This window comes from Glycomyces halotolerans (assembly GCF_054779575.1).
This window is the reverse complement of record NZ_BAAGXZ010000012.1, coordinates 103,238-128,934: the sequence shown is the minus strand read 5'-3', so window position 1 is coordinate 128,934 and position 25,697 is coordinate 103,238. Positions and strand designations below refer to the sequence as shown.

The 25,697-nt window shown below is 69.5% G+C and carries 21 protein-coding genes and 1 pseudogene; 12 read left to right on the top strand and 10 right to left on the bottom strand.

Going from position 1 to position 25,697, the window contains the following annotated elements; translation table 11 throughout:
* Positions 1-419 precede the first annotated feature (419 nt).
* A pseudogene (locus tag ACYVL2_RS12185) lies at positions 420-981 on the bottom strand (dihydrofolate reductase family protein).
* Positions 982-1,248: 267 nt separating this feature from the next.
* Between ACYVL2_RS12185 and ACYVL2_RS12180 the strand changes: the two are divergent.
* Positions 1,249-1,773 carry a DUF2199 domain-containing protein gene (locus tag ACYVL2_RS12180; RefSeq protein WP_460543599.1) on the top strand — a complete coding sequence of 175 codons (525 nt, stop codon included), beginning with the start codon at positions 1,249-1,251 and terminating at the stop codon, positions 1,771-1,773.
* Between the two features lie 45 nt (positions 1,774-1,818).
* Here the strand turns inward: ACYVL2_RS12180 and ACYVL2_RS12175 are convergent, their stop codons facing one another.
* The 4 genes from ACYVL2_RS12175 to ACYVL2_RS12160 form a co-directional block, all read right to left on the bottom strand.
* The gene (locus ACYVL2_RS12175) at positions 1,819-3,057 is read right to left on the bottom strand and encodes a trypsin-like serine peptidase (RefSeq protein ID WP_460543597.1); all 1,239 of its coding nucleotides are present in this window, start codon (positions 3,055-3,057) and stop codon (positions 1,819-1,821) included.
* A gap of 143 nt (positions 3,058-3,200) precedes the next feature.
* Positions 3,201-4,982 carry a potassium channel family protein gene (locus tag ACYVL2_RS12170; protein ID WP_460543594.1) on the bottom strand — a complete coding sequence of 594 codons (1,782 nt, stop codon included), beginning with the start codon at positions 4,980-4,982 and terminating at the stop codon, positions 3,201-3,203.
* 121 nt (positions 4,983-5,103) lie between these two features.
* Positions 5,104-6,123, bottom strand: coding sequence for a GNAT family N-acetyltransferase (locus ACYVL2_RS12165; RefSeq protein WP_460543592.1), 1,020 nt, complete (start codon positions 6,121-6,123; stop codon positions 5,104-5,106).
* A gap of 76 nt (positions 6,124-6,199) precedes the next feature.
* Positions 6,200-7,051, bottom strand: a complete 852-nt coding sequence (locus tag ACYVL2_RS12160) for a lytic transglycosylase domain-containing protein (protein WP_460543590.1) — start codon at positions 7,049-7,051, stop codon at positions 6,200-6,202.
* Positions 7,052-7,571: 520 nt separating this feature from the next.
* On the opposite strand from ACYVL2_RS12160, the gene ACYVL2_RS12155 reads away from it, so the two are divergent.
* Genes ACYVL2_RS12155 through ccsB form a run of 7 tightly spaced genes read left to right on the top strand, consistent with a single transcriptional unit; the run spans position 7,572 to position 15,006 of the window.
* Entirely contained in the window at positions 7,572-9,143 is a 1,572-nt protein-coding gene (locus ACYVL2_RS12155) for an adenylate/guanylate cyclase domain-containing protein (protein ID WP_460543588.1), read from the top strand.
* A gap of 21 nt (positions 9,144-9,164) precedes the next feature.
* The gene (gene hemL, locus ACYVL2_RS12150) at positions 9,165-10,463 is read left to right on the top strand and encodes a glutamate-1-semialdehyde 2,1-aminomutase (RefSeq protein ID WP_460543586.1); all 1,299 of its coding nucleotides are present in this window, start codon (positions 9,165-9,167) and stop codon (positions 10,461-10,463) included.
* Positions 10,460-11,113, top strand: a complete 654-nt coding sequence (locus ACYVL2_RS12145) for a histidine phosphatase family protein (RefSeq protein WP_460543585.1) — start codon at positions 10,460-10,462, stop codon at positions 11,111-11,113. Before hemL ends, ACYVL2_RS12145 begins: the two co-directional genes overlap by 4 nt.
* 2 nt (positions 11,114-11,115) lie before the next feature.
* Positions 11,116-11,706, top strand: a complete 591-nt coding sequence (locus ACYVL2_RS12140; protein ID WP_460543583.1) for a TlpA family protein disulfide reductase — start codon at positions 11,116-11,118, stop codon at positions 11,704-11,706.
* Entirely contained in the window at positions 11,706-12,461 is a 756-nt protein-coding gene (locus ACYVL2_RS12135) for a cytochrome c biogenesis CcdA family protein (RefSeq protein WP_460543581.1), read from the top strand. The genes ACYVL2_RS12140 and ACYVL2_RS12135 overlap by 1 nt, the downstream gene beginning before the upstream one ends.
* Positions 12,458-14,047, top strand: a complete 1,590-nt coding sequence (gene resB, locus ACYVL2_RS12130) for a cytochrome c biogenesis protein ResB (RefSeq protein ID WP_460543579.1) — start codon at positions 12,458-12,460, stop codon at positions 14,045-14,047. Before ACYVL2_RS12135 ends, resB begins: the two co-directional genes overlap by 4 nt.
* Entirely contained in the window at positions 14,044-15,006 is a 963-nt protein-coding gene (gene ccsB / locus ACYVL2_RS12125; RefSeq protein ID WP_460543576.1) for a cytochrome C assembly family protein, read from the top strand. Before resB ends, ccsB begins: the two co-directional genes overlap by 4 nt.
* 134 nt (positions 15,007-15,140) lie before the next feature.
* Here ccsB and ACYVL2_RS12120 read toward each other — a convergent pair whose 3' ends face one another.
* Both ACYVL2_RS12120 and ACYVL2_RS12115 read right to left on the bottom strand, forming a co-directional pair.
* Positions 15,141-16,103 carry an MHYT domain-containing protein gene (locus ACYVL2_RS12120; protein ID WP_460543573.1) on the bottom strand — a complete coding sequence of 321 codons (963 nt, stop codon included), beginning with the start codon at positions 16,101-16,103 and terminating at the stop codon, positions 15,141-15,143.
* Between the two features lie 82 nt (positions 16,104-16,185).
* Entirely contained in the window at positions 16,186-16,998 is an 813-nt protein-coding gene (locus ACYVL2_RS12115; RefSeq protein ID WP_460543571.1) for an MHYT domain-containing protein, read from the bottom strand.
* Positions 16,999-17,743: 745 nt separating this feature from the next.
* On the opposite strand from ACYVL2_RS12115, the gene ACYVL2_RS12110 reads away from it, so the two are divergent.
* The 4 genes from ACYVL2_RS12110 (at position 17,744) to ACYVL2_RS12095 (ending at position 22,461) form a co-directional block, all read left to right on the top strand.
* Entirely contained in the window at positions 17,744-20,770 is a 3,027-nt protein-coding gene (locus ACYVL2_RS12110) for a sensor histidine kinase (RefSeq protein WP_460543569.1), read from the top strand.
* A gap of 39 nt (positions 20,771-20,809) precedes the next feature.
* On the top strand, positions 20,810-21,208 hold the full coding sequence (locus ACYVL2_RS12105; protein WP_199043577.1) for a roadblock/LC7 domain-containing protein: 399 nt from the start codon (positions 20,810-20,812) through the stop codon (positions 21,206-21,208).
* A 281-nt stretch (positions 21,209-21,489) separates the two neighbouring features.
* Complete coding sequence (locus tag ACYVL2_RS12100) at positions 21,490-21,867, top strand: DUF742 domain-containing protein (protein ID WP_460543609.1); 378 nt, start codon at positions 21,490-21,492, stop codon at positions 21,865-21,867.
* A gap of 6 nt (positions 21,868-21,873) precedes the next feature.
* Positions 21,874-22,461 carry an ATP/GTP-binding protein gene (locus ACYVL2_RS12095; protein ID WP_035698325.1) on the top strand — a complete coding sequence of 196 codons (588 nt, stop codon included), beginning with the start codon at positions 21,874-21,876 and terminating at the stop codon, positions 22,459-22,461.
* A gap of 221 nt (positions 22,462-22,682) precedes the next feature.
* Here the strand turns inward: ACYVL2_RS12095 and ACYVL2_RS12090 are convergent, their stop codons facing one another.
* From ACYVL2_RS12090 to ACYVL2_RS12080, 3 genes are all read right to left on the bottom strand, one after another.
* Complete coding sequence (locus ACYVL2_RS12090; RefSeq protein ID WP_460543566.1) at positions 22,683-23,108, bottom strand: roadblock/LC7 domain-containing protein; 426 nt, start codon at positions 23,106-23,108, stop codon at positions 22,683-22,685.
* Positions 23,105-24,619 carry a transposase gene (locus ACYVL2_RS12085; RefSeq protein ID WP_460543564.1) on the bottom strand — a complete coding sequence of 505 codons (1,515 nt, stop codon included), beginning with the start codon at positions 24,617-24,619 and terminating at the stop codon, positions 23,105-23,107. Before ACYVL2_RS12085 ends, ACYVL2_RS12090 begins: the two co-directional genes overlap by 4 nt.
* A 260-nt stretch (positions 24,620-24,879) precedes the next feature.
* Positions 24,880-25,671 (bottom strand): DNA primase, encoded by a 792-nt coding sequence (locus ACYVL2_RS12080; protein ID WP_460543562.1) that lies wholly within the window; start codon positions 25,669-25,671, stop codon positions 24,880-24,882.
* Positions 25,672-25,697 lie beyond the last annotated feature (26 nt).

Sequence of the window (25,697 nt, the reverse complement as noted above, 5' to 3'; positions counted from 1 at the left end):
CCCGGCCAACCCCGCTGCCTCTTTATCGCCGCCAATGAACCCGCGCCATCTACCAGCCCGCTACCCGAAGACACGACCCCGACCGCCCTCCTACCTCGTTGTCGCTGCGAAACGACCGCGGCCATCCACACCACCGGCAAGCCACACCAGGACCCCGACCGACCTCTCACCTCGTGGTCGCCGAGAAAGGGCCGTTACCCGCCCCGCCGCCTACAAGCCGAGACCGACGCCTCAGGTCCTCCGGCCTCGTCATCGCCTCCAAAAGACGACAGCGACACCACCGGTGAGACGAGCACCGCTTCTCGCGTGTCCGTCAGGACCGGTTCCGAGTACTTCGGGTTCTGACTGAAATTCCGTGATCAAGCCCCTGGGGCCATCACTACCCTCGTCACTTCCTTGGCTGGGTGGAGGAAACTCGCTTAGCGCCTCGTCTCGTATCTGGTCAGGACCACCCCGCCGGGAAACGTTCGCGTCTCCACCAGGTTCAGGTTCACCCAGCTATCCAGCGCCGTGAAGAACGGCGTGCCGCCGCCCACCAGAACCGGATGGGTGACGATCGTGTACTCGTCGATCAGCCCTGCTCGCATTGCCGCCCCGGCGAGCGTTGCGCCACCAACCCTCATCGGCTCGCCGTCCTCGGCTTTGAGCCGGGTGATCTCCGCGACCGCGTCGCTGGCGACCAGGCGGGTGTTCCAGTCGACCTTCTCGATCACCGAGGAGAACACCACCTTCGGCGTGTCCCGCCAGTTCCGCGAACTCGATCTGCGCCGGGGTGGCATTGGGCTGCTGGTCGCCGGTCGGCCAGTAGGAACTCATGGCCTCCCATAGCTTGCGCCCATACAGCAACAGGCCGATCGCCCGCTCCTGATCGAGCCACCACTGAAACAGCTCGTCGCTCGGGCCACTCCATCCGAGGTCGTCGCCGGGCGCGGCGATGTAGCCATCCAGTGTCAGGTTCATGCCGTAGATCAGTTTCCGCATCATGGCCTCCCTTCCGTCAGTCGGTCTCGGAAGCTAAGACCGGTTTAGCGCACCAAACTCATCGGTGCGTGCTCTGGCTCATAGGTAGTCCTCGCGCTCGGTCGCAGCGTCGCCTACTCGGCTGACGCCCGGGCAATCCAAGTCCCGATGGATCGCAACGAACAGCTCCGCCTTGCTTCGGGACGTGCATGCGATTCCCTCCATGGGGCGAGTTCGCGCATCTGCGCGCCACCGCTGATTGTGTACGAGGTCGTTAGACTTCCGCTCATGTCCAGCGATGTCGGGTTCACCTGTTCAAGCTGCGGTGAGTTCCATACGGAGTTGCCGATGGGGTATTCGACCGCAGCCCCCTACGTCTGGGATCCGAGCTTTGCTGATGCTCCCGATTGTCTGCTCTCCTCGGATCAGTGCGTCATCAAAGCACAGCACTTCTTCGTCAAGGGACAGATCGAGATCCCGGTCGTCGCCAACGACGACGTGTTCTCCTGGGGCGTCTGGGTCTCTCTCAGCCGAGAAAACTTCGAACGCGCTGTGGGCCTGTGGGAAACACCGGGACGCGAGTCCGAAGAGCCGTATTTCGGCTGGTTGGCCGCCGAGTTGCCCATCTACTCGCCCAGTACCGTCAACCTGAAGACGAACGTCCATACCAGGCCCGTCGGCGAGCGTCCCTTTGTCGAGCTCGAACCGACCGATCATCCCCTCGCCGTCGAACAGCGGACCGGTATCACGCCCGAACGCATCCGCGAAATCGCCGAAGCGGTCATGCACCCTGCCCGCGGCGAATCCGATTGAGCAGGTGTGAGGTCCCGATTGACCGCCTGCCTTGGACCAGAGGCGTCAGATCAGGTCGCGGATCTCCCGCTCGATGAGTTCGGCGCTCACGCCGGAGTTGGGGCAGCCGCCGAAGTGGTGCAGGGCGATGACTTCGTGCGAGTCGCGGGAGAGCACCGGGGAGCCCGATGACCCGAATTCGGTGTCGCAGTAGTACGCGATGTCGCTGCCGGCGATGTAGCCGTTGTAGGACGGGTCCTTGACCACGCAGTTACCGCCGTCCACTGAGGAGTCCATGGCGATCTCGGAGGGACGTCCGGCCGGGTGCTGCGGAATGTATATCGCCGTGCCGCGCCGCGCCGCCTCCGTAGCGAGCTCGAGGTGCCCGAACGGCTCCACGGCCTCGAAGTCGTCGACGCTGAACAGGGTGTAGTCGAGGTCCCGCGAGGAGGCCAGCACTCGATGGCCGTGGACCTTCACGGGCGTGGTGGCCTCGGGGCGGTCGCACTCCAGGCAGCTGTAGCCGAACCAGACCTCGGTGCGGCGCGCCTCCCAGCTCCGTGCGAAGCAGTGGTTGTTGGTGAGCAGCCGGTTCTGTTCGCCGACCCTGAAGGCCGTGCACAGGACGGTGCCGTCGATGAGCAGCCGGGCCACCGGCTCGGTGCGGTCGACCACGTCGGGGTAGGAGGCCTCGTAGCAGGCCGAGGGCCGCTTGTCGTCGACGTTGCAGATGCTCTCGGTGGGCCGGGCCCGGTCGTTCTTGCGGTCGACGATGCCGTCGATGACCGGCTCGGGGAAGCCGAAGGCGGCCTTGTCGATGATCGCTCCGAGCGCCTCGGAGGCGCCGTCCGCGGCTCGGTGGAGTTCGATGACGGCGGTGTCGCCGGTGATGGAGGTGGCCCACCGGTCGGCGGCCGACTCGTCGTAGCGGTAGGACTCCTCGCCGTCGGGGCTTGAGACGGTCACGAAGTCGCCGTCCGCGAGCTCGAGCCGTTCGAAGTGGACCTTGACGTAGCCGGCGCCCGGATCGGACAGTTCGACGCGGTCGTCCCGCCCGCCGGTGAGCGACTCGGTCAGCTCGACTACTTCGCCGACCTCGATGAGGCCGAGGAGGTCCCGGTCCACCGGGAGCCGTTCGACCGTCGCCTCGAGTCCGAGGAGGTCCTCCTCGGCCAAGGCGCCCGGCACCACGATCGCGGCGGTGCCGATCGCCAGGGCTCCTGCCGCGGCGGCGGCGATCTTGCGGCGGAGTCGCCTGCCGGCCGGTACCCGCCCCGTCGCTGGTTTCCGCACTGCTGCAGCCATCGCCGTCCCCTTTCCCGAGAGATGTGTCGGTGGTTCAACGAGCCGGCCGGGAAGAAGTTGCGGCGGCGGCGCCCTTCCGGGTGATCAAGAGCGGGACAGTCAGGTACGTCGCGTCTGCCCCGTCTGCACGCTCTTGCTGGTGCTCAGGGGGCCAGGAGGATCGACGAGCGGCAGCGGTGGAGCATCTCGGCCAGGCCCGCGCGGGTCGCCAGGACCAGCAGGGTGTCGCCGGCCTGAATCCTGAAGGCCGCGTCGGGGTTCCAGCGGACGCCGCCGCTGGCGCGGCGGACGGCCAGCAGCCGGTGGGAGCCGACCTCCGAGGCGTCGTGCGCGGCCGCGTCGTCGAGTTGGCTTCCGGAGCCGACGACCACCTCTCCGATGTAGGCGATCTGGCCGCGCACCGGGATCGCCTCCTTGATCTCGTCGTCGGTCAGCGCCGCGGCGAACGAGGCGGCCGCGACTTCCGGTGCGCTGTAGGAGGAGTGGCGCGAGGCGTCCCTGGGTGCGGTGTAGGTGTTCAGGTTCCGCCGCACCAGGGCCGCGAACTCGGGGTTGTAGATCCGCATGACCGTCCGCAGGTCCGGGTTGCACTCGAGCCCGGACAGGGCCGTCTCGAGGTTCGCCGAGTCCTGCTTGGCCATGGCCACCAGCGACCTGCAGTGCTTGACATCGGCCTCCTGCAACGTTTCAGTGCGGCTCGCGTCGCCCAGCAGCACCTGCGCCCCGGCCGCTCTGGCGGCCTGGATCCCGACGGCGTCGCGGTCCTTCTCGATGGCCACGACCTGGATTCTGGCCGCCCGCAGGCGTTCGACCACCCGCGTGCCGAGGTTGCCGAGGCCGACCACGACCACGTGGTCGCGCACCGGCTCGACGATCCGGCCCTCGGCCAGCGCGTAGCGCCTGGCCACCAGTGCCTGCACGATCGCGCCGGTCACCACGGGGATGATGAGGGCCCCGGCCATGACCACGATGGCGTGGGTGATCTTGATTTCGGGGGCGGCGTCGGTCTCGGGGTCGATGCCGCCGCCGGCGATGAGGGTGATGATGTAGAGCGCGTCCCAGCCGTTCTCGACGGGGTTGGCCCGGCTGTCGAAGTGGGCCAGCGACCAGATGCCGGCGGAGACGATCGCGATGAGCGCCAGGGCCGCGATGCGCAGCTTCGTGTCGACCGCGCGCCGCAGTCCTTGGACGGTCTTGCGGGCGAAGCGGAGCGCCGCGCCGGGTTTGGTCCTGAACCAGCGCCTGGTGCGCTCGGGTTCGAGGCACAGCATGCGCACCGATTGGGACGGGTCGGCGGCGATCATCTCGGCGCCGCGGCCGTTGCCGGCGGCGACGACCCACTGCGCCTGGGCGTGGTCGTCGGGTTCCCGGGTGAGGTAGAGGCGCCGTCCCCAGATGTCGAGGTCGCCGGGCGGGATCTGCTGGAGCGCGGCGGCGGCGTAGGTGCGGGCGACCATGTCCGCATCGGACTCAACGTAGACTCCCTCGTCGCCGAGCAGTCGGCGGATGCGGTCGCGCAGTTGGCGGTTGTACATCCGGATGACGAGTTTGGGGAGCGACTCGTCGGCCATGTAGTGGGACATCTCGCGGAGTTTGAGCGCCATGTGGAGGTTGCCGACGTCGTCTTGGGCCATGAGCGCCACGGCGTAGGCGTCGATGAGTCCGGCGTCCCTGACGGTCTCGGCGTTGACCTGTCGGCGTTCGATGACGTCCATGTGCGGGTTGTCGGCCGCCAAGGCGCGCAGTTCGGCGCGTTGCCCGCCGGGACCGGGTTTGACGACCACGACGACGCGGTGGCCGAACATCTCGATCAGGTAGTTGACGAACCGCAGCGTCAGTCCGTTGTCGCCGACGACGATGACCAGTCGTCTGGACGGGGTGCGGTCCACGTCGGTGACGTTCGGGGGCAAGGTGTTGGGGTACATGAAAGCAGTCTAGGGAAACTCGACAAATGGCGCGGTTCGCCGAATCGCGCCGGACGGTCGGCGGCTCGGTCGTTCCAGGAGCTCGCCGAACGGCGCGGTTCGCCGAGCCCCGTCGGCTGGGTCAGCGGCTCAGTCGCTCCAGGAGCCGGTCGACGTCGGCTTCGTAGTCGTACCAGTCGACGTCGTGGACGAAGCCGAGTTCGGAGTTGATCCAGCGGACGTCGTCGGCGGTCTCCATCGTCCAGGTCTGGACGTCGACGAGCTGCGGTTCGGCGCGTCGCAGTTCGGTGAGCAGTCGGGCCTTCATGGACATGCCGAGGCCGTAGGAGCGGTGCTCGGGGTCGACGACGGTGTCGTACTGGTCGGCGCGGGTGGGCCGCTGGGCGGCGACGACGAGCTCGGTGAGGCCGACGACGTTGCCGTAGGGCTCGGAGAGGGCCACGGCGATGTGCGAGCGCATACCGCGCCGTTCGAGGGTGGCGAAGGAGTCCCGCAGCTTCTCGGCCTGGGCCGAGCCGCGCCATTCGGGCACGACCGCGACCGGGTCGGTGGTGGTGCGCAGGTTGGCCTTGACGGCGGCGTATGAGTCGAGGAGCCGCTCGGGGACGCCTCCGGCGTGGTATTCGAGCCGGTAGCCGGCCGCGAGGCGGCCGGCGGCGTGCTCGATCTTCTCCCAGTCGATCTCGGTCCACCGCAGCAGGTGGCGCTGTTCGACGACGGTGCGGTTGAAGCCCATCCGGTCGTAGAAGCCGACCGCCGGTGTGGTGGCGATGACCTCGACCGACAGTGACCGGCAGCCGTGGGCCCGGGCGCATTCGGCGACGGCGCGGAGCAGGGCCTTGCCGACGCCGCGGCCGCGCGCGATGGGCCGCGAGGACATCTCGATGACGCCGGTGCCGGCCTGGTCGCCGCCGAACATGATGAGGCTGGCGTGCCCGATGAGGTCGCCGTCGTCGTCGCGGTAGAGGAAGACGAACCGCTGGTCGTCGGGGAGGGTGGCGAGCAGGTAGTCGTGGAGCCGCTCGGTGCGCCACCGTGGCTCGGTGGGCATGTCGGCCGCGGTCATGTCGTTGAGCACCGAGCACCAGTCGCGGATGTCGTCGGCCGTCATCTCGCCGGGGGCGAGCTGCTTCAGGGGCATCTTCTATCCTTACCCGATATCGTCACCGCGCGAAACCCCCAAGTTACCCTGTGGAGCGCCTCGGGGGCGGCGGTGGTCATGTCGTGCTCTTCCTGCCGTAGTCGTCGGCCCGGTCGTAGACCTTCTGCACGTACTCGTCGATGGGGTTGTAGCTGTAGACGGCCGCGTACCAGTCGGCCGGGTCGGTCAGGTCCCGGCCGCCGTCGCACAGGTAGTTGGCCGCGGCGCGGGTGGCGTCGTCGATGTTGTGCGGGTCCTTGACGCCGTCGCCGTTGCCGTCGGCCCCCCAGACGTCCCACGTCGTGGTCAGGAACTGCATGGGGCCCTGTTCGTCGTGTTCGGGTCCGACGATGTCGGTCATGGTGGTGCCGTCGGCGGTGATGCGGTTGCCGCCGACGGTGCCGTGGCTCGATTCGGTGGCGCCGATGCCGGCGAGCGTGGTCCAGGAGAGGTTGCAGCCGGGGTTCTCGACCGAGGAGATGAGCTCGGCGCGTCCGTAGGCGACCAGGGCCCGCTCGGGGATGCCGAGGAAGGCGAGGCCGTCGGCCCAGGTGCCGAGGTCGCTGGCGATGCCTTGGGTGGTCTCGTCGCTGGGGGCTCCGACCGGGTCGGTCCAGTCGGAGTCGTCGTCGGTCTCCGCCGGGAGGCCGGCGGCGGGGGCGTCCTCGGGGGTGAGGACGAGCGGCGGCTCCTCGGCTTCGGGGCTGGGTTCGGTGCCGAACGACCAGGCGGGCCCGGCCGAGGGCACCACGTAGTGCCCGGCGGCGAGGCCGCCGGCGAGCACCAGGACCGTCGCGGCGCATTGGACGGTGAGGCGTCCGGCGGGGGAGCGCAGGGCGCGGTGGCAGGCCCGGATGCCGCGGCCGAGGGCCAGCAGGCACTTCCACGGCAGAAGGGCGATCCGGCGGAGCGGGAGTGAGAACCACACGGAGGTGAGTATCCCCTTTCCTGGAGGGCCGCCGGGACGCGCCGTCGAAGAGTGCCGCCGATTTGCGCGGCCTGCGAGCGCATCGGCGACGGATGCGGAAGGCTGTGTGTGGTCGGCCGTCGCGTGGTGGGACGCGGCGGCACGGGCGACGCTGAAAGCGAGTATTCCTTATGTCCGATCCTCGGGGCAACGCTCGACCGCGAACAATTCTGTTTCGAGGCCGCGACCAGCGGCGTTCAAGATCGTTCTCAAAGAGGATCGAGGTCGGTCACGAGCCGACGAAGCGAACACGCGGGCGAATCGACCTCCCTGCCGCGCCGGGTCGCGAACCAGCCGGACCTGCGTCTGAAAGCCCATCACATCCGGTAACCGACTGAGATGGGGGAGACACTGTGAGGCCGCTGGGTAGGTGCCCGTGCACCAGCGCGCCACGGCCCGGTATACGGGGGCTGAACGAAAGTTGATCGACAACGTGGATACGACAACGGCATTGCATGCTACACAGACAGCCTATTCGACCTTGACCGAAGATCTGCTCCCCGCCGGGGACGTGACGTTCATGTTCACCGACATCGAAGGATCCACCCGGCTCGCCTCGGGACTGGGCGCCGAGCCGTACCGCATCGTCCTGCATCGGCACCGGGCCCTGATCAGAGAGGTCCTCCGAGCGCACCGCGGGACCGAGATCGAGACCGAAGGCGACTCGTTCTTCGTCGTCTTCGCCGACGCCGCCGACGCCGCGGGGGCCGCGATCGACATCCAGACCGCACTGCGCGGCGCCGACTGGCCCGACCTCGGACTCGGCGTCGGACCGGTCCGTCCCAGAGTCCGCATGGGACTGCACACCGGCGAGGCCTGGCCCTCGGCCGGGGGCTACGCCACCCCCGAGGTCCACCGCACCGCCCGCATCTGCGCGGCCGCCCACGGCGACCAGATACTGGCCTCCGCGCAGATGGCGGCCGCGGCCGGGCTCGGACCGCGGACGGCCGAGTGCCTCGGCCGATTCGAGCTGCGGGGCCTGCCGGGCACCACCGAACTGGTCCAGCTGAACGCGCCGGGGCTCCCGGACCGGTTCCCGCCGCCGCCGATCCGCGAGCACCGCCACAACCTCCCGGCCGACCTCAAAGCCCCGGTCGACCGGCCCGAGGAGTACCGCGAACTCGACCGCGCCTTCGCGGGCCACCGCCTGGTCACCGTCACCGGGCTCGACGGCTGCGGCAAGACAACGCTGATCAAGGCCTGGGCGGCCCGGCGGGTCCCGACGCAGCCGGGCGGCGTCTGGTACTGCCGCCCCGGCGACGACCTCGGCGCCGCCGTCCTCCGCGCCGTCGGCCACTGCGGCGATCCGCTGCGCGAACCGCTGGAGAGCGCCATCGACCACCTGCGCGACCGCGAGGCGCTGCTGGTGCTCGACGACGTCGACCGCGCCTGCGCCCCGGCGGTCGAGCGGCTGCTGCTCGAATGCCACCGGCTCACCGTCCTGGCCGCCGGAGTGCGCCCCCTGGAACTGCGAGGCGAGGCCAAACGCGCCCTCCAGCCGCCGCCGACCGACGTCGCCGCGGCCATGCTCGCCGGCTTCTGCGAGGACCGCGGCGCGCCCTGGACCGAGGCCGACTGCCGGGGCCTGGCCGCCTCGGTAGAAGGCTTCGTGCCCGCGCTGGAGGCCCTGGCCGACGTCACCGCGCTCGGCTCGCCGGGCGCCGCCCTGCGCCGCCTGCGCGACGACCCGGTCGCCACCCTCGACGGCGGCGGCCGCTTCCGCGCCGCCGTCGACCGCGCCGTCGGGCTCATCTCCGGCCCGGCCCGCGCGGTCCTGCAGGAACTGGCCGCCCGCAGCGACGGCGCCACCGTCGACGACGTCCTCGACCTGTGCCGGGGGCGCGACGGCAGCCTCGAAGCGCTCGTCGAACTGGTCGACGTCGCCCTGGTGGTGATCGAGCGGCCCGCCATCGAGCAGGCCCTGTACCGGGTGCCGACCCCGGTGCGCTGGCTGCTGGACGGCCGCGGCGCCGAACCGGCGCAGGTCCCCGCCCGGCTCGGCCCGCTGGTGAACGCCGTCAAGATCGACACCGGCTTGGTCCGGAGCCGCTGAGGCATGTGAGAGGCTGAGGCGGTGGACGACAGGCAACCGCACAACGACACCGCCTCAGCCGGTCTGATGGAACGCGCCGCCCGCGTCATCCCAGGCGGGGTGAACTCTCCGGTCCGCGCCTTCAGAGGCGTCGGCGGCGACCCGATCTTCATCGCCGAGGCCGCCGGCGCCCGCATGCGCGACGTCGACGGCAACAGCTACATCGACCTCGTCGGCTCCTGGGGACCGCTCATCCTCGGCCACGCCCACCCCGACGTGGTCGCGGCCCTGAACGCCGCCGCCGCCTCCGGCACCTCCTACGGCGCCCCCACCGTCGGCGAGATCGAACTGGCCGAAGAGATCGTCGACCGCACCCCGTGCGAGAAGCTCCGCCTCGTCTCCTCCGGCACCGAGGCCACCATGAGCGCCGTGCGCCTCGCCCGCGCGGCCACCGGCCGCGACGCGATCGTCAAATTCGCCGGCTGCTACCACGGCCACGCCGACGCCTTCCTCGCCGCGGCCGGCTCCGGCGTCGCCACGCTCGGCCACCCCGACTCGCCCGGCGTCCCCGCCGCCGCCACCGCCGACACGATCGTGGCGCCCTACAACGACATCGACGCGGTCGAAGCCGCCTTCGAAGCCCACCCCGACCGCATCGCCGCGATCATCACCGAAGCCGTGCCCGGCAACATGGGCGCCGTCGCGCCGCTCGACGGGTTCAACGAGAAGCTCTACGACCTCGCCCACGCCCACGGAGCGCTCCTGATCTCCGACGAGGTCATGACCGGCTTCCGCGTCGGCCCCGGCGGCCTGGCCGCCCCCGCCGACCTCTACACGTACGGGAAGGTCATGGGCGGCGGGCTCCCGGCCGCCGCGTTCGGCGGCCGAGGGGATCTGCTCGACCTCATCAGCCCCGCCGGGCCCGTCTACCAGGCCGGGACCCTCTCGGGCAACCCCCTGGCCGTCGCCGCAGGCCTGGCCACGCTGCGCCTGTGCGACGAGACCGTCTACCGCGCGCTCGACGCCACCGCGGCCGAGATCCAGCGTATGGCCGGCGAAGCCCTCACCAAGGCGGGCGTCCCGCACCACGTGTCGGCTCCGGCAAACCTGTTCAGCGTCTTCATGGCCGAAGGGCCGGTGACGAACTTCGACCAGGCCGCCGCCCAGGACACCGACGCCTACGCGGCCTTCTTCCACGCCATGCTCGACCAGGGCGTGTACCTCCCGCCGAGCGCCTTCGAATGCTGGTTCGTCTCCACCGCGATCGACGAGGAAGCCCTGTCACAAATCGAACGGGCCCTGCCGCGAGCCGCCGAAGCGGCCGCTAGGGTGCGGTCATGAGCAGCTCGAAGACCGTCGTCCACCTCCTGCGGCACGGCGAGGTCTACAACCCGGACGGCATCCTCTACGGCCGCCTCCCGGGCTTCGGGCTCTCCGACCTCGGACGCGAAATGGCCCTCGCCGCCGCCGAGTCGCTCGCCGGACGCGACATCGTCCACGTCGGCGCCTCACCCCTCCAGCGCGCCCAGGAGACCGCCGAACCGATCGCGGCCTCCCACCGGATCGACACGGTCACCTACGACGACCTCATCGAAGCCGGCAACTCCTTCGAAGGACTCCGCGTCGGCGTCGGCGACGGCGCCCTGCGCCAGCCGAGGCACTGGTGGCGACTGCGCGACCCCTTCACGCCCTCCTGGGGCGAGCCGTACCTCACCATCGCCCACCGGATGATGCGCGCCATCTCGGCCGCCCGCGAAGCCGCCGAGGACGGCGAAGCGCTCCTGGTCAGCCACCAGCTGCCGATCTGGACCGTGCGCCGCTTCGCCGAACGCAAACGGCTCTGGCACGACCCGCGCTACCGCGAATGCGCCCTGGCGTCGCTGACCAGCTTCGTGTTCGAAGGCGCCCGCGTCGTGCGCGTCGAATACTCCGAACCGGCCGCGCACCTGGTGCTCAAGTCCGACACCGCGAAGCGAGCCAAGGGCGCCTGACCATGGGACTCCCGCGACGGACACTGCTGGCGGCCGCGCCCGCGCTGCTCCTCGCCGCCTGCTCCGACCAAGGCGCCGACACCGGCCGCGTCAACGAGATCAACCGCGACCGGTTCGTCTCAGGGGACGGCTCCAACTACCGCTGGGAAGACCCCGACGACCGCTTCGAGGCCCCGCGCCTCACCGGCACCGGCATCGACGGCTCCCCGATCGACACCGACGACTGGGCCGGCAGAGTCCTCGTCGTCAACTTCTGGGGCTCGTGGTGCGGCCCCTGCGTCGCCGAAGCCCCCCACCTCGCCGAAGCCGACGCCGCCTTCTCCGACCAGGACGTGCAGTTCCTGGGCGCGAACATCCGCGACACCGACGAGGCCGCCCTCGCCTTCGACCGCCGCCACGGCATCGAATACCCGTCCATCAGCGACGGCCCCGGCCGCATCGCCGACCAGTTCATCGACTACGGGCTCTCCCCGAACAACATCCCCTCCACCATCGTCATCGACGCCGAACACCGCGTGTTCAGCATCTGGCGCGGCGAACTCGAGGACGCCCAGACCCTCATCGCCGACATCAACCAGGCGCTCGAATCGTGATGACCTCCGCCCAGACCACCTTCGCCGAGACCGCCGCCTCCGGGCCGATCCTCCTGGCCGTCGGCATCGCGGCGCTGGCCGGCCTGGTCTCCTTCGCCTCCCCCTGCACCCTCCCGCTCATGCCCGGCTACGTCTCCTACGTGACCGGGCTGTCCGGCACCGACCTCGCCGACGGCGGCCGCAAAGGCCGCATCCTCGTCGGCTCGGTCCTGTTCGTCGCCGGCTTCACCGCCGTCTACACCGTCCTCGTCTTCGCCCTCCAGACCGCCGGCCGCGCCCTGCTCACCAACAGCTCCACCCTCGAGACCGTCGTCGGCATCTTCATGATCGCCATGGGCCTGATGTTCATCGGTCTCGTACCCACCGGCCGCGGCTACACCCCCCGCTGGCGGCCCGCCGTCGGCCTCGCCGGGGCCCCCCTCTTCGGCGCCGTCTTCGCCCTCTCCTGGATCCCCTGCACCTCCCCGGTGCTCGCCGCCATCACCGGCCTCGCGGTCATCCAGGACGGCAGCGGCCGCGGCGTCGGCCTCATGATCGCCTACTGCGCGGGCATCGGGCTGCCGTTCATCCTGTTCGCCCTCGCCATGCACAAGCTCGCCCGCACCCTCGACTTCCTCAAACGCCACGGCCGCGCCATCTCCATCGCCGGAGGCGTCATGCTCGTGGCCGTCGGACTCATGCTCGCCACCGGCGCCTGGACCGAGTTCACCAACTGGCTGCGCGCCACCGTCGGAGCGGGGGAGATCTGGCTGTGACCACGAACCCCGCGAGGCGCCTCCGCTCCTTCGGCCGCCGCTGGTGGCACCAGCTCACCTCCATGCGCACCGCGCTGATGCTCCTGCTCGCGCTCGCGCTCGCCGCCATCCCCGGCTCCACCTTCCCCCAGCGGTCCATCAGCCCCACCGACGTCAACGGCTACTACGAACAGCACCCCGACCTCGCACCGGTCCTCGACCGGCTGTGGGCCTTCGACGTCTACACCTCGCCGTGGTTCTCGGCGATCTACCTGCTGCTCATGATCAGCCTCGTCGGCTGCATCGTCCCCCGGCTCCGTGTCCACCTGCGCGCCCTCCGCGCCGCCCCGCCCGACGCGCCCAGGCGCATGGAGATCCTGCCCTACCACCGGCGCCTCGACGGCGAAGTCGACCGGACCAAGGCCCGCGCCGCGCTCGAACAGCAGCGGTTCCGCGTCGAACGACGCGAAGGCGACGACGGCACCGTCACCCTCGCGGCCGAGAAGGGACACCTCCGCGAGACCGGCAACCTGCTGTTCCACACCAGCATCATCCTCATCCTCGTCGGCGTCGCCGCCGGAAGCCTGTTCAGCTGGTACGGCAACCGCATCCTCTCCGAAGGCGAGCAGTTCGCCTACTGCAACAACCTCCAGCAGTACGACGAATACGGTCTCGGCGCCTACGTCGACGAGACCGCACTGCCCCGGTTCTGCATCCGACTCGACTCCTTCGAAGCCGAATTCTCAGACGGCGGACCCACCTCCTACAACGCCGAGGTCACCTACACCGCCGGCGAGGAGACCGACGACTACGACCTGCGCGTCAACCACCCGCTCAACATCGACGGCGCCAACGTCTTCCTCATCGGCCACGGCTACACGCCCGTGGTCACCTACACCGACCGCTACGGCGAGACCTTCACCGTCCACCAGCCGTTCCTGTCCATGGACGCCGCCCTCAACTCCGAAGGCGCCTTCAAATTCCCCGACGCCCACTACAACCCCGAGACCGGAGAAGTCGACCCCGGCGCCGAGACCGGATTCGACGCCGTCCTCGTCCCCACCTTCGACGACGCCACCCCCATGCTCATCGGCACCGACCCCGAACTGAACAACCCCGTCCTCGCCCTCACCGCCTACCAAGGCGACCTCGGACTGAGCGACGGCATGCCCGAGTCGGTCTACAGCGTCAACGAAGAGCAGATCGCCTCCGGCGAACTCACCGAACTCAACGACGAAGTCGAGGTCATCGGCATCGGCGACACCATGGAGCTGCCCGACGGCTCCACACTCACCTTCGACGGCGTCGAGCAGTACGCCGTCCTCCAGGTCCGCCACGACCCCGGCGGCCCCATCGTGCTCGGCGGCGCGGTGGTCCTCATCGGGGCACTGCTGCCCGCCCTCGCCGTGAGGCGCCGGCGCTACTGGATCCGATGGAACCCCGACGGCACCGTCGAGGTCGCCGGCCTCAACCGCAACGACTACGACGGCCTGGAAGAGGAGTGCGAGGAGCTGCTGCGGCAGTTCGGCCCCGCCGACCTCGCCCCCCGAACCGGGCCGCGCACACCCATATCCGACTCCGACGAACCGATCGGGAGCAGACCATGACCGGTGCAGAAGCGGCGAACGCGCTGTTCGTCGCCGCCATCCTCGTCTACGCGGCGGCGATGTTCGCCTACGCGCTCGAATACGCCTTCGACAAGCGCGCGCCCAAGCGCGCCGAGGCCCTCGTGTCCGCCGACGGCGCCACGGTCGAGGGCGACAGCCCGGGCGAGGAAGCGGCACCGATCAACCCCGCCGCCGCGCGCGGCGCCGGGCGACTCGGCCTGATCCTCACCTACCTCGGCACCGCCGCGCTCGCCGCCTCGATCGTCACCCGCGTCGCCTACACCGGACGGTGGCCGTGGGGCAACATGTTCGAGTACACCGTCGGCGTCGCGCTGGCCGGCATGATCACCTGGCTCGTGCTCGTCCAGAGCGGCCAGGTGCCGCGCCGCCTCGGCCTGTTCGCGAGCTTCGCGGTCACGATGGTGCTGGGCACCTCCGTGCGCGTCTACACCGAGGCCGGACCGCTGGTGCCCGCACTCGACTCGTACTGGATCATCATCCACGTGACCGCGGCGATCGCCGCCTCCGGCATTCTGCTCCTGGGCTGCGTGTTCGCGATCCTGCACCTGCTCAAGCGCCGGTACGACCGCCAGGTGTCGGACGGCTCTCCGGTCCGGTTCCCGCTCAACATCGCCGAACGGCTTCCCGACGCGACCTTCCTCGAACGCCTCACCTTCAAGCTCCACGTGTTCGCGTTCCCGCTGCTGACCTTCGGCATCTTCGCGGGCGCGGTCTGGGCCCACTTCGCGTGGGGCCGCTACTGGGCCTGGGACCCCAAAGAGGTCTGGGCCTTCATCGCGTGGGTCGTCTACGCCGCCTACCTCCACGCGCGCGTCTCGGGCAAGTCCGCCAAGGCGAAGGCGCCGTGGATCGCCATCCTCGGCTACGCCGTGATGCTGTTCAACCTCACCGCGGTCAACCTGGTCTTCTCCGGTCTGCACTCGTACGCCGGCGTGTGAGCCCCTGGACATCCCGCCGTGCGAGCCCCTAGATATTCGAGCCCATGGATTCCCGCCGTGTGAGCCCTTAGATATAAGGCATGGCGAGGGGCCCGCGCCACCGGCGCGAGCCCCTCGGCCCAAGAGAGGTCAGTTCATCGGGGGCGGCGCACCGGCTGGTCGAGGTAGTCGCCTCCGCGCTCGCCGCCGAACTTCGGGTACGGCTGCGGCCGTTCGTGGTGCGACTGGCCGGGGACGGGGCCGTGGGCGCGCGGGCCCCATTCGCGCGGCCGTTCCACCGGCGGCGAGACCGGGATGGGCCCGGTCCGCGGCGCGGTCTCCGAGTCGATCCCCATCTGGTCGCGCTTGGTGACCGGCCTGGGCGTGGTGCCCATGAGCGCGAACAGCAGCACGATGATGCCCACCGTCGCCACGCCGAGGATCGGCAGGATCAGCATGATCGGGTCGATGCCCTCGACGTTGTCGCGGCCTTCGTTGAAGAGCGTCACCCGGATCCCGGCCATGCCCGTGTAGTGCATGCCCGAGACGGCCGAGGCCATGACCACCGCGGCCGCGGACTGCCAGCGCCAGCCGTCCAGGTACATGCCGCAGGCCAGCGCCGCCGTGGCGGCGACGACCGCGATCACCACCGACGCCCAGAAGTAGGTGCGGTCATGGCCGATCTCCCCGGAGATGTTGATAGCGGCCATGCCCGAGTAGTGCATGAAGACCACGCCCAGGCCGGTGATCGGCCCGGCCATGAGGATCTTCGCCACGGTATTGTCGCGGCCCATGCCGGCCACGGCGAGTCCGAAGAAGACCGAGGCGATCGAGACCGCCAGGCTCAGGAACGTGATCGAAGGGTCGTAGGCGATGTCGGATTCGGTGACCTTGAACCCGATCATCGCCGTGAAGTGCATCATCCAGATGGCCGTGCCGCCCAGTGCGAACGCCGCCAGCGCGATCCAGCGCAGCCGCTTGGCGGCGGACGCGACCGTGCCGACGTGTCGGCGGGCCTGGGACATGCACATCAACGACAGAACGGAACCGGCGAACGCGAAACCGAAGGCCATGATGGGATTGATCCACCCGTAAGTGAAGTGGTTTACATGCTCCATCCGCGGTTTTCCTCCCCAGGACGCCGCTCAATTGCAGTATGTTTCACTTTTGCGATCTGCTGCGATTCGAAACGCTATATGACTACGGTCTGGTTGCGTTTGCCAGACGCACGGTAGAGCCGCCCGTACTATCCGGCCGGCTCTCGAACTCGAGGTTCGGCGCGCTGAGCACGCAGACGATCAGACCGACGATCGCCAGCAGCGCCAGCAGCAGGATCGGCAGCATGAGCACCAGCGGGCTCAGCCCCTCGACCGGTCCCTCCAGCGGGCCGCGCACGGTCACCGCGGCCATGCCCGTGTAGTGCATGCCGACCACGGCCACGCTCATGACCGCCGCGGCGGCGACCATGGTGCCCCGCTTGTCGACCACCGCGGTGAACCGCAGGGCCACGATGGCGGCGACGACGGCGATGAGCACTGAGGCGGCCACCAGGAGGCGGTCGTAGACCACTTCGCCCGCGGTGGAGATCGCGGCCATCCCGGTGTAGTGCATGCCGACCACGCCCGCGCCGCACACCAGGCCGCCGAGGATCAGGCGCGGCCAGCCGGCGCGCTTGCTCCCGGCGATGAACACTCCGATCCCGACGGCGAAGACCGCCAGCGCGAACGACGCGAAGGTCAGCGGCACGTCGTAGGCGATGTCGTGGCCGACGACCGTGAACCCGATCATCGCGATGAAGTGCATCATCCAGATGCCCACCCCGCCGATGGCCAAGGAGGCCAGGAGGATCCAGCGGAATCTGGCCCCCGGGGCGGTGGCGGCGCGGGCGTATCGGGCGGCGGACAGTCCGAGGTACGAACCGGCCGCCGCGAAGGCCAGGCCCGTCACGGGATTGAGCCAGCCGTAGGTGAAATGACTGTGGTCGAGTGTGGCCGCCAGGTACTGCGTCTCCATTGGGTGGAACCTCCAGCAGGGTTTGGGTCAACAATGCCGTGTTGCGCCGGGACCGCCGTCGCACAGGCTGTGCGAGTCATTGACGGATCTTGGTCCGATATAAGCGATATGTTGTCATCTTCTGGATTGGCTGGTTATGCGGGCCGGTTCCGCTACGTATCGTTCCGTCCGCGATTCGGTGGGTGATCACTCGCAGTGGTCCGATGTCCCCGCGGTCCTGTGTCGACTGTCGACGGACCGTCGGACGGGCGCCCCGGAACAGGCCGTCCCTTGTGCGCGGTGCGCCTGCGCCCCGCCGGAGCCGCCGCCGGCGAACGAGGAGCTCAGCCCTGCCACAACCGATCGGCGATGTGGGGACCCCGGCGTCGTCTGTGCGGTCGGATTTGCGCTCTGAACGGCTGAATACGACATATGCATGTGCCCGGAATCAAGCGTTATATGATGAATGGCCCCGCAGCCCGGTGGGTTACGCAGTCGACTTGGGAACTCCAGTACGCCCCTGGATTTCGGAGCCCTCTTTCGTCATGATGGAATCTGCTGGGCTTCATATGCCGATCCCACCGCTCCGCGGCCGGACGGCAGCCGGCGCGCGCCGCCGGCCCGAGACAGCACCGGTCCCCATGCCCGGAGCCGGCCTGACAAAGAGGACCACCCCAGGAGGCTAGACAAGGTGAGCAAGCGCAGCTCGAACCGAGCGGGTTCAGCGGCTCGACGAGGTCCGTTGGGTCTGCCCCGCATCGCTGACATGCGAATCAGGTCCAAGCTGGGTCTGATTCTCCTGGTCCCGCTCCTCGTCCTCGTAGCCGTGGCCTTCCTGCGCCTCTACGACCTCACCGACCGGGCGTTCGAGTCCGACGACATGGTGAGCCTGGTGGAGTTCAACACCGTCACCGCCGAGCTCCGCTACGAGCTTCAGCGCGAGCGAAGCCTCCTCGTCACCCACCTGCGCAAGGACGACGACCACATCGCCGGCATCAACATCGACGACTACCAGATCGAGGACGTCCAGGCGCAGGCCGCGATCACCGACGAGGCGCTCGACGCGTTCCAGGACAGCGCCGAGCGGATGCCGAGCCTCTCCGACGACATCGACAACCGCATCGCCGCCGTCGAGACGCAGTACGAGAGCCTGCTTCAGATCCGAGCCGCCGCCGAGAGCAATCCCGAGACCACCTCGATCGACGCGACCTCCCGCGTCTACCAGCGGCTCGTCTCGGAGCTGGTGACCATCACCGACATCTCGGCGCGTGTCGTCAACGACCCCGAGATCGCCCGGCAGCTGCAGGCGATCGCCTCGGCCACCATCGTGCTGGAGCAGATGGAGGAGGAGCGCGCGATCGCCATCAACGTCGGCGACGGCAACGAGTTCCTCAACAACACCCGCTGGACCAACTTCGTCGCCTACTCCGAGCGGCGCGTGCAGGCCGAGACCGACTTCAAGACCATCGCCAACCGCGACGAGCAGCTGGCGTTCTTCTACCGGGCCGGCGGTCTGAGCACCGAGGAGGCCCAGGCGGCCCTCAACTTCGAGGCGCAGACGGTCAACGCCGGCACCTCCTCGAGCCTGAACGTCAACGCCGACGTCATCGCCTCCTACGACGCGATCCTGGAGAACGGTCTCGACTACATCGAAGCCGAGTCCGACGAAGTGCTCGCGGGGGCCCGCTCCGACCGGGACGCGCAGATCTTCCAGCTGCTGCTGGAGGCCATCCTCATCCTCGCGGCGCTCGTCATCGCGACCGTGATCGCCCTGATCATCGCCCGCAACATGGCCGGCGGCCTGCGGCGCCTGCGTGAAGGCGCCCTCGACGTGGCGCACGTCGGCCTGCCGCACGCGGTGGCCCAGATGCGCGACGCCGAGTCCATCGCCGGCCGCACGCCGGACGAGGTCGCCGCCGAGACCGGCGAGGCCATCGACATCGACCAGCGCGACGAGATCGGCAACGTGGCGCACGCGTTCAACATCGTCCACACCGAGGCGATCCGGATCGCGGCCGAGCAGGCCGCCCTGCGCGCCAACGTCTCGCAGATGTTCATCAACCTCGCCCGCCGCTCCCAGAACCTGGTCGACCGGCTCATCGGCCACCTCGACCACCTCGAGCGCGGCGAGGAGAACCCCGACCGCCTGGCCGAGCTGTTCCAGCTCGACCACCTGGCCACCCGAATGCGGCGCAACGACGAGAACCTGCTGGTCCTCGCCGGCGCCGACTCCACCCGCCAGGAACGGCACCCGGCGCCGATCAGCGACATCCTGCAGGCCGCGCAGTCCGAGGTCGAGCAGTACACCCGCATCGAGTTCGGCCACGTCGAGGCCGAGCGGGAGATCAAGCCCGCCGCGGTCAACGACCTGGTCCACCTCGTCGCCGAGCTCATGGACAACGCCACCGCGTTCTCCCCGCCGGAGTCGCCGGTGGTCGTCACCGCCGAGCAGATGCGCACCGCCGAGAGCCCCATGGGCGCGATCCGGGTCCGCATCATCGACTCCGGCATCGGCATGCCGGAGGCCCAGCTCGAGGAGATCAACCGGCAGCTGTCCGAGGACTCCGACGTCATCGACCTGGCCTCCTCGCGGATGATGGGCCTGGTCGTGGTCGCCCGCCTCGGCAAGCGCCACAGCGTCAAGGTCGAACTGCGGCCGGGGGACCAGCGCGGCACCGTCGCCGAGGTCATCCTCACCGAGCCGGTCCTGTCCGAGCCGCGGCTGCCCGAGCGCGGCCGCCTCGACGGCGGCGACCAGGGCACCCGCGGCGAGCTGCTCTCCAGCGACACCGGCGCACTGCCGCGGGTCCCCGAGAGCCCCGCGGGACTGTTCGACACCGTCGCGCCGCAGAACATGCAGTCCCCGCCGCAGCAGCAGCCCTACCGGCAGCAGGAGCCGACCGCGCCGCCCGTGCCGCCCCAGCCGACGCCGAGGGCCCACACCGAGCCGCTCACCGGCGAGCACTCGACCCAGCAGGCCTCGGAGCCGGGCTTCATGTTCCGCCCCGGCGGGCTGAGCGAGGAGCACCGCGGCAACGGCAAGGTCATGGAGGTCACCGGGGAGATCGTGTCCTCGGAGCACGTGGCGCTGCCGAAGATCCAGCTGGAGGCCGCCCCGCAGGCCGAGGAGGAGACGCCGCCCTCGTGGCCGGACACCGCCTCCGGCTCGGGCACCGAGGCGCCGCGTAAGACGATGCGCGCCGACCGGGTCTCGGCGGTCGACGCCACCGCGGAGCTGCCGATCTTCCGCGAGGTGGAGTCGGCCTGGTTCAAGGCGGTCACGCCGGCGCCCAAGGCGGTCGACGACGACGCGCCCAAGGTGACAGCGGAGACGGAATCGCGCTACGGTGATGCAACGCAGGCCGCTTCCCGCACCCCAGCTTGGGACGCGGCCCCGCCCTCCCCGTCGAAGCCCACGGAAGGCGCGAACATGCAGACTTCGCCCCCGCCAGCCGAAGAGCCCGAGCCCGTCGCCGAACCGACCGGTCCGGCCGACACCGGCATGGAGCGCCGCCGCATTCAGACTCAGACCGAGTCCGACTCGTCGTACGCCTGGCGGACCGCCGCCGACGACGGCTGGCAGCGAGTCGACAACGCCTTCGCCGAGTCGGTCGACGAGACCACCTCGGCGGGACTTCCCAAACGCCGACCCATGGAACGACTCGTTCCGGGCGGTGTGCAGGAGACGCAGGAGACCGTCAGCGCGCAGAAGCGCAACCCCGAAGGCATCCGGGGGCTGCTGTCGGCCTATCACCGCGGGGTGCAGCGAGGACGTGGCAATGACGGCAACTGAGTCGCTGAGCTACACGGTAGACGCTAAGGAGCGCAAACGATGAGCACTGGTGGAACTACAGTCCAGGACTTGGGCTGGCTGCTGGCTGGATTCGCTGAGCGCGTGCCCGGAGTGGCGCACGCCGTAGCGGTCAGCGCCGACGGTCTGCTGTTGGCGTCCTCGCGGGATCTGCCGCGGGACCGCGCCGATCAGCTGTCGGCCGTCACCTCGGGTCTGGTGAGCCTCACGCAGGGGGCGTCACGCTGCTTCGAGGGCGGCGCCGTCCTGCAGACGGTCGTCGAGATGGACCACGGCTTCCTGTTTCTGATGTCCATCAGCGACGGTTCGTCGTTCGCCGTTCTGGCGTCGAAGAACTGCGACGTGGGTCAGGTCGGCTACGAGATGGCCCTGCTCGTGGACCGGGTCGGCCAGGCGCTGACCCCGTCGGCGCGGAGCTGACCGGACCCCTGCCGGGCCGGCCGACGAGGTGTGCGAACGACGGTGCTGACCCACGGTTCCCAAGCCGGGACGTGGAGCGGTTTGTAGCAAGCGACGCCGGCACGGTAGGCTCCACTCGATGCGGTTAGCAGGCGCGAGTGGGACAAACTGAAGAGTTACCCCTCCGTCGTCGCCCCAGACGGCGGAACCACTGTCGCCCCAGGCGGTGGTCAACGGAAAACTGACATGACTGCTCGTCGCTCCGGGTTGTGGGACCCGGGCGGGAGCGGTTGGAGGTGGAAATGGTCCTCGGTGGTGATGAGCCGACCGGCTCACTCGTCAGGCCGTATGCGGTCACTCGCGGCCGCACGCGACCCCAATTGGAAATCGCCCTCGAAGCGTTGGTCGAGACCACCGCGCGCGGCCGGTCGGGGCAGTTCCTCGGCGGTCGCGAGCAGAAGGTGATCGTCGACCTCTGCGGCGGCAGACTGCAATCGTTGGCGGAGATCGCCGCCCGTATGGAAGTGCCCTTGGGCGTCGCCCGCGTGCTGGTCGCCGACATGGCGGCCGATGGCTTGTTGGCAGTGCACGAACCTACCGGATTCAGCGACGATGGCGCAGATGAAGGTGTTGGAACCGAACTCCTCGAGCGCGTTCTCAGTGGACTCAGGAGGCTTTAGACCCTAATGAACTCACCCGCAGACACCTCTCGCGTGACCTCCGCGAAGATCGTCATCGCCGGCGGCTTCGGCGTCGGCAAGACGACCTTGGTCGGATCGGTCTCCGAGATCACTCCGTTGACGACCGAGGCGATCATGACGTCGGCCTCGGAAGGCGTCGACGACAACAACCTCGTGCCCGACAAGGCCACGACCACAGTGGCGATGGACTTCGGCCGCATCACCATCGACCAGGACCTGATCCTGTACCTGTTCGGCACCCCCGGGCAGACCAGGTTCTGGTTCATGTGGGACGAACTGGTGCGCGGCGCGATCGGCGCCATCGTGCTGGTCGACACCCGGCGGTTGGCCGACTGCTTCTCGGTCATCGACTTCTTCGAGCACCGGAAGCTCCCCTACCTGGTGGCGGTGAACTGCTTCGACGGCAAGCAGCTCCACGACCTGCAGGACATCCGGGACGCCCTGCAGGTCTCGCAGGACGTGCCGCTGATGTACACCGACGCTCGCAACCGCGAGTCGACCAAGCAGGTGCTCATCAAGCTCGTCGAGTACGTCCTCTCGATGCGCCGGACCCGCACCGTCGGCGTCGGTTGAGCGCCCACGTCCGCGGCTCGCTCCGGGCGAGCCGCAGCTCGACCTTCCCGGGAGTACAGGGCTGACCCGAACTACCTGGACCACAGCGCGAGGGCCCGAGGCGGAACGCCTCGGGCCCTCGCGCTGTTCCGCGTCTCAGACAGGTTTTCTCGGGTACGTTCGGCTCAGACCAGTTCGGCAAAAGCAGCTGCTCAGACCACTTCGGCTCAGACCAGTTGGTCTCAGACCACCTTGGGGATGGACCCGGTGTTGGTCAGCGCCTCGTTCAGCAGCGGTCCGACCTGCATGGTGAACTGGCCCAGCTCGTAGCCGAGCTGCTCGCGGTCGCACTGCGACACCGCCAGCAGCGTCAGGCAGATCTGCGGACCGACGGGGGCGGCCAGGAGCACGCCCTCGGCCATCTCCACGATCACCTGCTGGGTCGGTCCGTGGTTCATCGCCCGGCCGGCGCCCTCGCCGATCGACAGCAGGCCGGAGCCGATGCTGGCGAGCTGGTCGGCGCGCTCCTTGGGGAGCCCGGAGGAGACGGCCAGCGGCATGCCGTCCACGCTCACCAGCACCGCGTGCGACAGCCCGGGGGTGCGGGCCACCAGCGAACCGAGCAGCATGCTCAACGAGCGTTCGTAGACGCCGAGATTGGCGCTCATCGCGCCGCCATCCTCTCATTCCGGCGGGCCGCGGCGGCGTTGTGGCCGCCTCGCGCCCTGCCCCAGCCTTTGAAGTACCCGGCCGTGTTGTACGCCAGCCGCTCCGGGTCGCGGTCGATCGGCTCCTCGAAGGACGGGCCCTCGTCCGGGATGACCGAGCCGGGCACCAGGTTCGCCTGGGGCTTGCGCCTGGGCAGTCCGGCGGCGGTGGTGGACTCCTCGGCCTCGGGCGACTCGGTGACCGTCCGGGCGGTGCGCCAGCCTTCGTCGCCGGGGACGTTCCAGCCCTCGGTGTCAGGCTCGTCGCTCTCGGGCCGCTTGAACCAGGCGGACCTCGCCTGCCCGAAGATCAGGAGGCCGTCGTCGTCGCCTCCGGCGAGACCGGCGAGGTCGTCGAAGGTGTCGTCTTTGGGCTGCCAGGGGTGTCGGCGCCCCTCGGGGACCGGGTCTTGGCGCGGCAGTTCGGACGGCTCGGCCCGCCGGCGCCGGATGCCGCGCGTGCGCGTGTCGGTGTCGTCGGCCGGATCGGGCAGCACCTGGGTGGCTTCGAGATCGCTCTGGACGATCGAGTGGAGCTGTGAGGCCGGGTCGAGCGAGCGGAGGCTCTTGCGGTCGGGCAGGTCGCCGGGGAGCCGGACGGTCCGGTGTGTCTCGGTGCTCTCGGCCCGCCGCCTCCGGCGGCCCTCTGAGGGCTCGAACGCGGCCGGTGGTGCGCTTGCCTCGGGTCGGGGCCGTTTGGCCTGCAGGAGGCCGATGAGGCCCTCCAGCGAGCGGTCCCAGGCTGACACGGCCTCGGCAGTGGCCGACACCGACGGGGCCACCGACGGGTCGTCGCCGCCGCCGATCTCACGGATCGCCTCGGTCAGCGCCCCGGCCATCGCCGCGACCTGGCCGGGATCGGCCACCGTCGCCAGGTCCGCGGCCAGCTCCTCGGTGGAGATCGACTGCAGCGCGCCGGGCTGCGGCAGTCGGGTCAGTATCGCCACGGCGTTGGCCTCGCTGGGGTCGTCCCAGGCGGCCAGCGCGGCGGGGAAGACGGCGCGCAGCAGGCAGGTGAGGGCCTCGGCGGCGTCGTGGCGGGCCCGGGAGGCCGCCGCGACGGTGTCGAGGACGGGTCGGAGGGCGGCGATCTCGGGCCGGGAGCCGACCGGCTGGTCGCATCGGACTTCGCCGGTCGCCAGGCCACGGGCGAGGGCGATGGCGTCGTCGAGGGCGTCCTTGGAGCGGGCCGACGGGCTTTCGGCCTGGACGACGAGGTGTCCGGCGGCGACGGCGAACTCGGCGAGCGCGCCCACCTCGCCGTCGATGGCGATGGTGATGGGCGATCCGTTGGTCTGGCGGGCGAGCAGACCGGCGAATCGGACCCAGCCGCGCGGATCGTCGCCGAAGCTGTCGGTGGCGAGCAGTCCGCCACCGGCGACGACGAGGGCGACCGCGCAGGCGGTGTCGCCTTGACTCGACGGGGATCCGTCGTGCTTATGTTCCGTGGTGATGCCGCAGAAGACTTGCACCCGCAGAGCTCCTCTCGTAGGGCGCGCCCGTCCGGTGGCCGACCTTGTCGGCGTGGACTTTCGCCCGGCCCGTTTATGAATTCGTTACGCCAGAATACTCCGATCCGCAAGCCGGAGGCGAGCGTGGGTCGGCTTCCGGATTTGCGGTTATAGCGCGCAAATCCCTCACCCCGGCCGGATTATGGAATTGTCTCAATCCTTTAAGGAATAACCGGTTTCGAATGACTCGATCACCGTGCGGAGACGATTTCGAGCGCCGTTTATTCGGTCTCGCCACGCCATTCCACGGCGTCGTTGATCTTGCCGATGACCGCGCGCCATGCGATGGCCGCCTGCTCGGCGCCCGTCTTGCGAAGTCGGCGTTTGGCGAACATGCCGCGCAATCCACCGTCCATGATGGCGCGAAGTGCCTCGTCGATGTCGTCGAGCGGCGAGCCGGGGGCGAGGGCGTCGATCACCGACTGGTTGCGGAGCGCGTACCCGAGGTCGCGGCCGATCTCCGCGGCCTTCACGAGCAGTTCCGGATCCCACGAGTCATGGCCGCCGCGCAGATTGGCCGTCACGAGATCCAACTCGTAAATGTCGGCTTCATCACATACCACTGAGTCGGCGGTGATGCGTTTCTGCAGATCGGCGTACTCGTCGATCGCGGCAAGGTCATTGTCGTCCGATTCGCGCACGTAGCGTGCCAGCGATTCGGTGTCGCGGAACAGCAGCAGACGCCCCTTGCGGGTCAAGAAGACCGGGACCTCCTCGGGGGCGGCGTCCAGGACGTCGACCTCCTCGTCGAGGAACTCGGACTCGTCCGGAGCGGGATGGTCCTCGTTCTCGGCGTCCTCGGCGATGCCGGCCCGGTCCGAGGGCTCGGCCGCCTCCTCCCCGGACTCCTGGCCGGCGGGCGCGGCACCCGGCAGGGTGTCGGACATCCGGTAGGCGCGCAGCGTGTAGCCGGAGTCCTTGGCCAGGTGGATCTCCACCGGGTCGACCCCGGTCTCGTTCCACAGCTTCTCGGTCTCCGCGCTCCGAGCCGTGCCGGCGGATTCGGCTGCCATGTCGCGTTCCTCCCGTAGTCGTCAGC